11 protein-coding genes and 1 pseudogene are annotated in these 10,500 nt (G+C 62.1%); 6 read left to right on the top strand and 6 right to left on the bottom strand.

Translation table 11 applies throughout. From position 1 onward, the window contains the following. Nucleotides 1–348: 348 nt before the first annotated feature. The 5 genes and pseudogenes from DQ229_RS16730 to DQ229_RS03615 form a co-directional block, all read right to left on the bottom strand. Nucleotides 349–621: pseudogene (locus DQ229_RS16730) on the bottom strand (IS481 family transposase); the annotation flags it as partial. 109 nt (nt 622–730) lie between these two features. Continuing rightward, the gene (locus DQ229_RS16885) at nt 731–856 is read right to left on the bottom strand and encodes a hypothetical protein (RefSeq protein ID WP_274378821.1); all 126 of its coding nucleotides are present in this window, start codon (nt 854–856) and stop codon (nt 731–733) included. A 735-nt stretch (nt 857–1,591) separates the two neighbouring features. Beyond that, complete coding sequence (locus tag DQ229_RS03605) at nt 1,592–2,227, bottom strand: hypothetical protein (protein WP_114964912.1); 636 nt, start codon at nt 2,225–2,227, stop codon at nt 1,592–1,594. A gap of 403 nt (nt 2,228–2,630) precedes the next feature. Further along, nucleotides 2,631–3,128, bottom strand: coding sequence for a MarR family winged helix-turn-helix transcriptional regulator (locus tag DQ229_RS03610; RefSeq protein ID WP_114964913.1), 498 nt, complete (start codon nt 3,126–3,128; stop codon nt 2,631–2,633). 419 nt (nt 3,129–3,547) lie between these two features. Continuing rightward, nucleotides 3,548–4,729, bottom strand: a complete 1,182-nt coding sequence (locus DQ229_RS03615) for a BaiN/RdsA family NAD(P)/FAD-dependent oxidoreductase (protein WP_114964914.1) — start codon at nt 4,727–4,729, stop codon at nt 3,548–3,550. A gap of 254 nt (nt 4,730–4,983) precedes the next feature. Between DQ229_RS03615 and DQ229_RS03620 the strand changes: the two genes are divergently transcribed. After that, entirely contained in the window at nt 4,984–6,243 is a 1,260-nt protein-coding gene (locus tag DQ229_RS03620; RefSeq protein ID WP_114964915.1) for a tyrosine-type recombinase/integrase, read from the top strand. Between the two features lie 10 nt (nt 6,244–6,253). Here DQ229_RS03620 and DQ229_RS03625 read toward each other — a convergent pair whose 3' ends face one another. Next, nucleotides 6,254–6,850 (bottom strand): hypothetical protein, encoded by a 597-nt coding sequence (locus DQ229_RS03625; RefSeq protein ID WP_155326435.1) that lies wholly within the window; start codon nt 6,848–6,850, stop codon nt 6,254–6,256. 230 nt (nt 6,851–7,080) lie between these two features. Here DQ229_RS03625 and DQ229_RS03630 point away from each other — a divergent pair, with 230 nt between their 5' ends. From DQ229_RS03630 to DQ229_RS03650, 5 genes are all read left to right on the top strand, one after another. Then, complete coding sequence (locus DQ229_RS03630) at nt 7,081–8,085, top strand: helix-turn-helix transcriptional regulator (RefSeq protein WP_114964917.1); 1,005 nt, start codon at nt 7,081–7,083, stop codon at nt 8,083–8,085. Between the two features lie 331 nt (nt 8,086–8,416). Beyond that, nucleotides 8,417–8,671, top strand: a complete 255-nt coding sequence (locus DQ229_RS03635; protein ID WP_238380949.1) for a helix-turn-helix transcriptional regulator — start codon at nt 8,417–8,419, stop codon at nt 8,669–8,671. Beyond that, entirely contained in the window at nt 8,668–8,949 is a 282-nt protein-coding gene (locus tag DQ229_RS03640) for a hypothetical protein (protein WP_114964918.1), read from the top strand. The genes DQ229_RS03635 and DQ229_RS03640 overlap by 4 nt, the downstream gene beginning before the upstream one ends. Beyond that, nucleotides 8,946–9,371: a VRR-NUC domain-containing protein gene (locus tag DQ229_RS03645; protein ID WP_114964919.1), complete on the top strand. Its 426-nt coding sequence runs from the start codon at nt 8,946–8,948 to the stop codon at nt 9,369–9,371. Before DQ229_RS03640 ends, DQ229_RS03645 begins: the two co-directional genes overlap by 4 nt. Further along, nucleotides 9,368–10,405, top strand: coding sequence for a helix-turn-helix domain-containing protein (locus DQ229_RS03650; protein ID WP_114964920.1), 1,038 nt, complete (start codon nt 9,368–9,370; stop codon nt 10,403–10,405). The genes DQ229_RS03645 and DQ229_RS03650 overlap by 4 nt, the downstream gene beginning before the upstream one ends. Nucleotides 10,406–10,500 lie beyond the last annotated feature (95 nt).

Below are 10,500 nucleotides of genomic sequence, written 5' to 3' on the forward strand. Positions count from 1 at the left end.
CACGGTTCGGTAAAGGTGGTTGCGGGGGTAGGATTTGAACCTACGACCTTCAGGTTATGAGCCTCAACCTGTTGATTCTGCGGTTTCTTTTAATTCCAAGCAGTTAGCCGACAAGCCTTTGTCAGCACAACGCTATTCGCCGTTTTTGGTCGGATTTCGGCGTATGCCGGCGGGCCAGGATGTGCCCAAAACCGCGCTCATGGGTTGACCAGACGTTGACCAGAGCAATCAAACGATCATGATGCAAAGGGCGGAAAGGTGTTCAGTCCCGGCATCTGGTGGATAGGATTGACGATGAATCTGTCTGGTTCTGATGTCCAGATTCTGCAGGTATATTCATATGGCGTGAAGGGCATTGAGGCAGTCATCGACTGCGGAAGCAGAGCATGGCGCCGGAATGCGACGACCGCCGCTTCCTCGGCCTTGGTTAGGGCAGTAGAGCGAGGCTCCGCCGACCCGGTTCTGCAATCCTCGACGGTCGCCCGCTTGCACCACTCCGCCACCGTCCTAGAATTGATTCCCAGTTCACGGCTCAGTTGCGCGAGCGAAGCCTGCGATCGCTGTATTACAGATCGGACAGCGTGCGTGGTCAGTGGCGCTCCCGTGACGAACCTGTCCCACAATGCTTCCTTCCATTTCTGCGAAAGAATCGCACCATCAAACCGTGGGATCAAACACTTAGTCGCTTTTTGAGGAAAAATCCCGAGACAGGTCACAGCCAGACTACGGCTCATGCTGCGTCAATCTTTCTGAGCAGGTCTTCTGGCGCCGCCATGAGTTCACTGGGGTCGGTCCCGTTGAGTATGTGAGTGCGCAGCTTTTCCTCCACCTCAACAAGCCGCTCAGTATAGCTCATTCCTTGAACAGGTGTCGCAACGCTGATCGCAACGCGCATGCGATTGATTTCGACCAAACTGTACCTTCTTCTCATTGCTTATCCCCAGACCACACGTTCATCGGCGCGAAGGCGAGCGCTTGCGACTGTGCGCTGGCCGCCTATTTCGCCATGATGGTCGATTGGCTCTACGGGACTCGCGCGAGGGACAGTTTCTAGACGCTGCGGCAATACTGGACGCGCAACACAGTACCGGTGATCATCACTGCGAAAGCGGTTCATCCCGGTTCCTTGTGGGCGCAACCTGATGGGGAAACGCGCAAGCCATGAGAAAACAGCGGTGCAGCTATGGCGAACGAATTGCAACTTTTCGGATCCGGTCCGCTTCCCATAGCCACCGCCGCGACCTAGCCCCCGAGAGTCTTGGTCCACTTTTGCGAGGGCGGCCAAGATCGATGCGCAAGCTTTTTCTCTGTCGGCAAGGTGAGCTTCCAGATGATTGAAGGATAGAGAGCACCACAAGAGCGTGTCCCACATATCTTCCACCGAGTTCTTTCCCTCACGCAGGTAAGTCAACTCTTCATAGAGCCATGCGATCGCCGAAGCATGTTGTTCCCGAAGTTCATTCTCCAGATCTGACGGGGGTTCGGAGTTAAGCAGCCTACGCAGCCAATCAGTAGTCAAGTTCTGGGGCATTTTGGGACCTCCATTCTTAGAGCATGAGGGGCACCATGCAGACACAAGGTTACCGTCCCGTTAAGCAAGTTTCATTGAACATTCTGGGCTGGTCTCAATCGCCTGAACACATTCGCCTACCAGGCACGCGAAGTAATCAACTTCGACGCATTCGCTGTTGAGCATGATGCTGACCATCCACTTGAGCTTATCCAATGCCTGCTCGTTTGTTCCCGGCACTACACTCAAGATTTCCTGGACGAGGGATTCGGACTTCGATTCCAGTTGCCGAAACTCTGATTCGAGCGCCTGAAGCTTGCCAAGGTCGCCAGCGTCAGCACCATAGATGAACTCCTTTCGCCGACTCTTTGTCCAGTCCAGCGCGCTGCGATTGTACCCAAGTGCGCCACAGGCGGCATCGAGAGCCGAAAAGGTCTCAAAGTTGGGCACAGATACTGGCCGCGCGATCCGGTTACGATCGTTGACGTTCACGGGAGCATTATTTGCAACCTCCCGACGTTGGATCTTGCGCATCATATGCTCAAGCTCTTCGCGCAGCTGACTGCTGCGGGCTTCCAGTTCGTAATGGTTGCTGATCATCTCGTTCAGCGAGATTTCACCGACAGGCTCTTGTGAAGTCGGCTTTGCGTTCGAGCTGGATTCCAGCTGGTAATGTCGATCTCTGGTCGCATTGAGCTTCTGCACGAGTTCCGTCATCTGGTATTTTCCTATGCTTCTGACGCTCGACATGCAGAACTGCAAATCTGTATTTTTATGGAAATCTTTTTGTTATTTTGGCCTTCTTGGTTACCAAAGTATTAACAAAAATCTAGGATTGTACTTGATCCGAGAATAGTTAACGAATTTTTCGATTATTGTTCGGTATTTTCATATTTGCAATACTTGCCTTTGGCAAAGCATAAGCGTCGCGAGGAGCGCGCACACAAGTCTGTGTTGCTCGATTCTTGAGTTTTCATAACCGGCAAGCGACCAGCCTATACATGGCTGCGACTGAAGGACAAATAATAAGTTCTTTTTCTTTTAAGCTCACCATCGAAATGCGTTTGCCGTAGCAACTTCATCGATGCGGAGACAGGTGGGTATAAATGTTTAAGGAAAGTCAGTAAATGTAACGGATCTGCTTGATCCAGAAACGTTCGAGCCGCTGAAGGCTCCGGTTCACATCCTCGAAGCCGCTGCCGCCGGCCAAGCCACGTCCCCGCAGTATCTCGACGTGGCGCTCAAAAAGCGCATGAACCACGTCACGAATGTTACGCCCTCGCGATGTCAAGCGAACGCGCACCGCGCGACGATCGACAGTGCAACGCCTATGGTGCATATAACCGATTTCGACCAACTTCTTGAGATTGTAGGAGACATTCGATCCTTGATAATACCCTCGGGACTTCAGATCTCCTGCCGTGACTTCGTTTTCGCCGATGTTGAATAGCAAGAGTGCCTGCACCGCATTGACTTCAATGATCCCCAAGCGCTCGAACTCATCCTTGATGACGTCGAGCAACAGTCGATGTAGCCGTTCTACCAAAGCAAGGCTTTCCAGATACGGCTCGAGAGACCGGATAAATGTACTGTCTTTGGCCTGATTTTGAATGGTCATCCTTGTCTCCGCTGCTCCCTTCTGAAGGTCAGGATGAATGGAATTGGACAACAAGGCGTAAACGTCGACATTTCGACCTTGAGCAGCTGACCTACGAATGCTGCCGCGGCGGATGACTGCTATTGCGATTGCCACCGCGCAGCATGTGCCGAGACCGAACGGCGGCAATAGGGCCGGCTGTGACGCCGCTTCTCCGAGGTCATTGGCGCCTCGGCACAATGAGCGATGGGCCGGTGCGGGCCGAACTGGTCGGGCTGGGGAATACTGCTCATGCTGAAGCTTCCGTCGGCCCATGAACGAGTTCTGTTCGACCGCAAGCCGCGTTGCAGCGTTTATCACGCGCTGGAACTGCGTGTGTGAAGTCCACAATCTTGGGGGCGCCAAAGCTCAATACCAAGCGACACATCGTCGAGCGGCCGTCAGACAATCTGCCCTGCCGCCCACCCCGAACTCCAGGCCCATTGAAAGTTGTAGCCGCCCAGCCAGCCGGTCACATCGACCAGTTCACCCACCACGTGAAGCCCCGGAACTGCGCGGGCTGAAAAGCTGCGTGCGTCCAGATCCCGGGTGTCGACCCCGCCCGCCGTCACTTCGGCCGTGCGCCACCCTTCGGTTCCGGCGGGAACCAGTTGCCAGTCATGCACGCTGCGAGAGAGCTTTTCGAACCCCGCCCGGGTCTGGTCGCCCAATCGCCCCGACAGCCCTGCCCGTGCCACAACGCTGCGCGCCAGCGCCTGTGGCAGGTCCAGAACATTGACCAGATCGCGCCCGCCCAGACCTGCTGCCCGCCCCGCCTCGGCCTCGACCGCGAGGTCGCACCCGGGGCACAGGTCGACACGGATCGCGCGGCCCGGGGTCCAGTAGCTGGAAATCTGCAGGATCGAAGGGCCCGAAAGCCCGCGATGCGTGAAAAGCAATCCCTCCTCAAACGCGATCTTCTGCCCCTCGGCCCCCACCCGCGCCTGCACCGAGAGCCCGGCCAGCGGGCGGATCGCCTCGAGCTGCGCATCGGTGAAGACCAGTGGCACCAGCGCCGGCCGGGTCGACACGATCCTCAGGCCAAACGCCTCGGCAACTCGATACCCGAAATCGCTGGCCCCCATCTTGGGGATCGACTTGCCGCCGGTCGCCAGAACAACCGCACGCGCCGTGATCACGCCCGCGTCGGTTTCGACCCGGAAATCGCCATCGGCGCCGCGCGTCACCGCCCCCGGACGGACGCCCAGCCTGAGTTCACCGCCGGCGGCATGAAGATCCCTCAGCAGCATGTCGACGATCTGCCGGGCCGACCCGTCGCAGAAAAGTTGCCCGAGGGTCTTCTCGTGCCATGCGATGCCGGCACGCGTAACCCGATCGATGAAGTCCTGTTGTGTGTACCGGCTCAATGCGGATCGCGCGAAGCGGGGGTTTTGCGAGAGGAAGCGGTCTGGCGAGATATGAAGGTTGGTGAAATTGCATCGCCCCCCGCCCGATATGCGGATCTTCTCGCCTGCCGCACGGGCATGATCCAACACCACGACCCGCCGCCCCCGGCGCGCAGCCTCGATGGCACACATCAAGCCCGCCGCCCCCGCGCCCAGTACGACTGCGTCCCACATCATCGCGTCCCTGCAATTCCCCGACACCTGATAGTCTGGGCACGCTTGTGGCGCCAGAGCGGAATACGGTCGCAGAATTCCGCGATTCGCACACCACCCGCGCTGGGCGCCCACGCCAAGCCATTGACGAAACAGTGCGGAATCCGCGCCGGGCTTCAATTCCACCTTCCGCCTGTTTTCCTCCCCCTGCCCCGTGATCTGACTTGATAGAGGCGCGGATCCACGCCTGTGTCCAACGGGAAAGGAGGGCCGGACGCATGGCCAGACGGGTGAAACTGAGCGAGAAGGTCCTGCGGGACGCCGAGCCTCTTGAAGGCAAGAGCTACCAGATCTTCGACACCGAGATCCTCGGCCTGGCCGCCAAGGTCCAGTGCTCGGGCACGCGCACCTTCACGCTGGACTATCGCTTCGCTGGCCGCCAACGCCGCATGACCATCGGCCGCTGGCCGGAATGGAGCGCCACGGCGGTGCGCGAGCGCGCCAAGGAACTGCGCCGGATGATCGACGAGGGACAGGACCCGCTGGCAGCAAAAGAGGGGCTGCGCGAGGCGCCACGGATCAAGGACATGATCGACCGCTACATCCGCGAGCACCTGCCAAAGCTCGCGCCCGCGAATGCCGGGGATCAGGTTTCGATGCTGAAGAAGATGGTGGAACCTGCCTGGGGCAACCGGCTGGTGAGCGACATCACCAAGTCCGATGTGGCGAAGTTCCTCGATTTCGTGGCCGAGGGCCGCCCGCGTCCCTGCAAGCAGAAGCCAAGGAACCGGGCCCGCAAGCTGCAGGGCCACAAGCCCACGCCTGTGCGCGCCAACCGTGTCGGGGAAATCCTGCGCAAGATGTTCACGCTGGCCATGGAATGGGAATGGCGCGCGGACAATCCGGCGCAAGGCTTCCACCGGCGCATCGAACATGCCCGTGAGCGGTTTCTGTCCCCCGAGGAGCTGACCCGGCTGGCCGCTGTCCTCGACAAGGCCGAGGATCAGCGCGCCGCCGCGATCATCCGCATGTGCATGCTGACCGGCGCGCGCGTGGGCGAGGTGCGCACAGCGCGGTTCGAGCAGTTCAATCTCGATTACGCCATCTGGTCGAAACCGGCCTCGACCACCAAGCAGCGCAAGATCCACCGCGTGCCGATCTCGCAAGACGTGGTCGCCATCGTGCGCCAGCGTCAGTTGGTGGTGCCGCGCGGCAATCCATGGCTCTTTCCCGGTGACGCCGTCGGCAAGCCCGTCCGCGAAATCCGCCGCTTCTGGATCAAGGTGCAGAAGGAGGCGGAGCTTCCGGATGTGCGCATCCACGACCTGCGCCACACCTTCGCCTCGCTGCTGGTCTCGGGCGGCGCCTCGCTCGAGATCATCGGCCGGCTGCTGGGCCACAGCCAGATGCAGACGACGCAGCGCTATGCGCATCTGATGGAATCGCCGCTGCGGGCGGGCGTGGACAGTGTGGCAAGCATCTTCCGCCCACGCCCGCAGCTTGTTCATGACGCTGAAAAGGATCAGCGCTCCGCCTGAGCGCCGGGCATCACTTGCCCCCGCGCAGGATGCGCCAGATCAGGCTGATGCGCTTGCGGATCGTGCTGTCCTCGGGAACCTTGCCCGATTGCGCGTTGCGCACGAACCATTCCTGCGCCTCCCCCACAAGTGCTGCCTGGCTCTCGGGCAGGCCCTCGTCGTTGATGCGCTTGAAGAGCCAGGCATACATCGCATCCCAGTCGTAGCGCGGCGCTACCCCGACCGTGCTGGCACTGCGGCGCAGGAGATCGCGCTCGTCCTCGTAACGCTGCACATCCTGACTGGGAACGAGCAGATCGGTGCTGCGGATCGGCAGGCCCTCGGCCGGATCGGTGATGTAGATCCACTCGCCGCCCTCACAGGGCGCGATCCGGCGCAGCGTGGCCGCCTCCTCGCTCGACCCGAACCGGCGAAACATCGGCAGCATGTCTGCGACATTGACCTGCACGAGCCCGCCGATGCGCTGATGCCCGCAGGTGACGGGCGGGATTCCCGCCACCACACGCAGCTGCCCCAGGAGGGCTGCGTCCACCACCCTGTGCATCGTGCATTCCCAGCGAATTGCCAGTTCCATGATTGAAAAGAAGCCGCTTGGTGAGGCAGTCATCGTTGTTCTCCTCTCTTCTGCCACCACAACGCCAACCGCACATGCCTCGGCACGGCCTGCGAAAGACGCGGGCAATGCGCCGCCGACCGGGCGCTTGGGGCGCGCAGGGGTGGGTTGCGAGAACGATGTGCCAGGGGTGCGAGAGAATCGCTCCGGCCGGCACGCAGAGGTTGCGCAACCCGTGCGGTGAATGCACTAGGCAGGGCGTAACAATCTGGCATGGACGACGCATGACCTATGTTCCCTTCACCAAGGCCCTCGAGCTGATGCGCCTTGCAGACATGGCAGCCGCACGTGATGAGGGTGTCAGCCTGCAAGACATCGAGGTCAGCTTCGGGGTGAACCACCGCAGCGCGCAGCGCATGGCACGCGCGCTGGAGACCGTGTTCACCACGGTCAGCGTGCGGGTCGACGACAACCGCCGGAAACGGTGGTCGCTGTCGGGGGACGAGCGGCTTCTGCGACTGCAGGGCATTCGCGATGACGAACTGTCCGCACTCGACATGGGCGTTCGCCGCGCGTTGCGCGAAGGCGCAATCACCGAGGCGCGGACGCTGGAGGCGCTGCGCGACCGGCTGGTTGCCGCGCACCCCCCTTGCGAGGTACGCCGCGCGGAAGCCGACGCGGAGGCCCTGCTGCAGGCGCGGGGGCATGCGTGCCGGCCGGGGCCCCGTGCAGTCTATGAGCCTGAGATCCTCGAGGTGATCGACGCCGCGCTGAAGGGGCCATTCCGGCTCGAGATCACCTATCACGGGGATCGCGATGCGGAGCCGCGCACGCGCCTTCTTGAGCCTTATGGAGTTCTCTTCGGGCTGCGGTGTTATCTGGTCTGCCGGGAGCCGGATGTCGATGACCAGTTCCGGCATTTCCGGCTCGATCGCATCCTGCATGCCCGGCGCATGAAGCAGTCCTTCCGTCGGGACCCGGAATTCGATCTCGGGCGCTACGCGGCGCGCTCCTTCGGCTCGTTCCACTGCGAGAGGGAGTTCGCGACCGTGATCTGGCGCTTCGACAACCGGGCAGCGCCGGTCGCACGGGAATACGTGTTCCACCCCGACCAGGTGATGGAGGATGACGCCGAGGGCGGGCTCACCGTCACCTTCGATGCTTGCGGCTGGCTCGAGATGGCCTGGCATCTCTACACCTGGGGCGACACGGTCGAGGTGATCGCGCCTCAAGAACTGCGCCAGCTGGTCGAGAACCACCAGCGCGGCGACTTCCCTGCCCTGCCCTGACGGCGCGGCTTCCTCCGGGAGGAATGCGCGCATACGCGATTCCGCCTCCGATTCGCGCGGCCTGATCCGGCATGACCCGAAGCAACCAGTCGAGGCGCGTTCCTGCGCTGAAACGCGCGCGCGAGGGGGTGGAATTCGACCCGGAAAATTCCGGAAATCGCGCCCGGATCACTCTTGATCATGACGACGATCACGCCAGAACTCCAGAAAAACAAGGGGCGGAATTGCCCCCCGCTTTCAATTCCACCTTCCGCCTCGTTTCCACCCCTCCGGCTCTGCTTCGATCTCCCCAGCCCGAACCGCATCGGGCGTGGAACGGAGGAGATCATCGATGTCGGAGATCATGACCATGGATGCAGGCGTGGAGCCTTTGCATCTGCTGGCCGACTGGATCAGCCGCGATCAGCTCGCGGTGGAACTGTCGGTCACCCCCGATACACTGGGGCGCTGGGACGCGCGGCGTGAAGGGCCGCCCTGCACGCGCATCGGTCGCAAGGTGTTCTATCGGCGCAGCAGTGTCGAGGCGTGGTTGCTGAGCCGCGAGCAGGGCCGCCCCGCCCCCCAGCGTCGGGGAGCACGTCGATGACCATCCCCCTGCCCTTCCGCAAGCGCGCCCAGCGCGATCAGGTGCGCCAGGACTGGATCGAAGAGCGGCTGCGCGAGGCGCGCATCGTCGTCGCCGATGTCGTGAGCCATTCCGACCATCTGATCAGGCTCGCCTGCAATGTGCTGGTCCGGCATGGCGAGACGCCGACAGAGCGCGAGGACGCGCGGATCCTGCTCGTGGTTCTTGATGCCCGATCACCCGGCCGCGCTGGGCGCCACCGGCCCGATGATGAGGAATCCCCGGAGGTGCAGCGATGACTCGCCGCCACACCCCCGAGGCCGATCTGCAGCGCGCGGTGGTACAGGCGCTGCGCTTTGCCCTGCCCCGCACGGCCATCATCCACCATTGCGCCAACGAGGTCACCGAGCCAGGCCCGCGCGGGGCCAGGCGCCAGGCGATCCTTGTCGGCATGGGCGTCCATGCCGGCTTCGCCGATCTGTTGGTGCTTTGCGATAAGCGCGTGCTGTTCCTCGAGCTGAAATCCCTCAAGGGCCGGCTCAGCCCCGCGCAGGAGGCGTTTCGCGATGCCGTGCTGGCGCAGGGCCATGGCTGGGCGCTGGTGCGCAGCTTGGACGATGCGCTGGGCGCACTGGCCGATCACGGGTTCACCAGCCGCGTGGTGCAGCAGGACGCGGCCCAGCGCCACGCCGTCAGTTCTGCGCGGAGGGCTGCACCATGAGCCACGAGGCCACCAACTGGGCGATCAAGCAGCGCGGGCTGAAGCCGACGACCAGGATCGTGCTCTGGCACCTCTGCGACCGGTTCAACCCGGATTACGGCTGCTTCCCCTCGCAGGCGCGGCTGGCGCATGATTGCGAGATCAGCCGATCGACGCTGAACGAGCATCTCGGCCAGCTGGAGTCGGCAGGCCTGCTGCGTCGGGTGCCGCGAATTCATCCCGTTACCAAACGGCAGATGCCCACCCGCTACATTCTGGGCTTCGAGCCAGGCTTCGCACCAAATGATCCAACCCCGTGTCCGGAAACCGGACATGGGGAATTGCCCTTCGATGAAATTGCCGGTGATGATGGGAAATCAGGGGATGAAGCACTCGATCTGCCCGAGCCGTGTCCGGAAACAGGACACGGGTGTGCGGCCCGATCCGTGTCCGATTTTGACCCCGACCCGTGTCCGGAAAATGCCGAACGCCGTGTCCGGAATCCGGACACTAACCCTGTAAGGGAACCTCTAAGTAAACCAGTAAAGGAGGAGGAGGACGCGCGGGCGCGCGAGGCGATCTCCGAGGAGTTTTTCGGGGAGCTGCTCAAGGCGCTGGGCCTCGACACGACCGCCCTGCCCGGCTGGTGGCAGGGCTGGCCGCCCCGCGAGCATGTCCGGCGCTGGCGCGACGATCTGGGGCTCGACGAGGACGCGATCCTTGCCGTGGCCGAGGCTTCGCGGCGCGATCATCCCGAGCCGCCCGATGGCCCAAAGGCGCTCGACCGTGCCATGCAACGGGCAGCAGGGCGCCTGAAGCACACCGGCGCGGCGGTTGCAAAGAAGGGGCCAACACCCGGCAGCAGCAATACCCGGCGCCGCAAGCGCGACGAAGGCCCCAGGCCCAGTGACGACGATCTCGCGGCCTTCTACGCGGCCAAGGTCAATTCCGAAGAATACCTGCCACCCAGCATGATCAGCAATGCCATGTGCCACGCCATGCTGACCCGGGGCCTGGTCACGGTCGAGCGCCTGCGCGCGCGGGGGGTGCGGTGAATGGCCTGGTGTCACGTCCCCGGCACGGATTGTCCCTCTGCGCAGGCGGCGGAGGCCTGGATATGGGCCTCATGCTCGCCGAGCCCGGATATCAC

Source organism: Alkalilacustris brevis (genome assembly GCF_003350345.1).
Lineage (GTDB): Bacteria > Pseudomonadota > Alphaproteobacteria > Rhodobacterales > Rhodobacteraceae > Alkalilacustris > Alkalilacustris brevis.

Bases quoted from the DNA above. Each gene is read 5' to 3' on its own strand.
- DQ229_RS03645 (WP_114964919.1), top strand. From the start codon at position 8,946: ATGACTCGCCGCCACACCCCCGAGGCCGATCTGCAGCGCGCGGTGGTA.
- DQ229_RS03650 (WP_114964920.1), top strand. From the start codon at position 9,368: ATGAGCCACGAGGCCACCAACTGGGCGATCAAGCAGCGCGGGCTGAAG.
- DQ229_RS03620 (WP_114964915.1), top strand. From the start codon at position 4,984: ATGGCCAGACGGGTGAAACTGAGCGAGAAGGTCCTGCGGGACGCCGAG.
- DQ229_RS03630 (WP_114964917.1), top strand. From the start codon at position 7,081: ATGACCTATGTTCCCTTCACCAAGGCCCTCGAGCTGATGCGCCTTGCA.
- DQ229_RS03635 (WP_238380949.1), top strand. From the start codon at position 8,417: ATGTCGGAGATCATGACCATGGATGCAGGCGTGGAGCCTTTGCATCTG.
- DQ229_RS03615 (WP_114964914.1), bottom strand. From the start codon at position 4,729: ATGATGTGGGACGCAGTCGTACTGGGCGCGGGGGCGGCGGGCTTGATG.
- DQ229_RS03640 (WP_114964918.1), top strand. From the start codon at position 8,668: ATGACCATCCCCCTGCCCTTCCGCAAGCGCGCCCAGCGCGATCAGGTG.
- DQ229_RS03610 (WP_114964913.1), bottom strand. From the start codon at position 3,128: ATGACCATTCAAAATCAGGCCAAAGACAGTACATTTATCCGGTCTCTC.
- DQ229_RS03625 (WP_155326435.1), bottom strand. From the start codon at position 6,850: ATGACTGCCTCACCAAGCGGCTTCTTTTCAATCATGGAACTGGCAATT.
- DQ229_RS03605 (WP_114964912.1), bottom strand. From the start codon at position 2,227: ATGACGGAACTCGTGCAGAAGCTCAATGCGACCAGAGATCGACATTAC.
- DQ229_RS16885 (WP_274378821.1), bottom strand. From the start codon at position 856: ATGAGCTATACTGAGCGGCTTGTTGAGGTGGAGGAAAAGCTGCGCACT.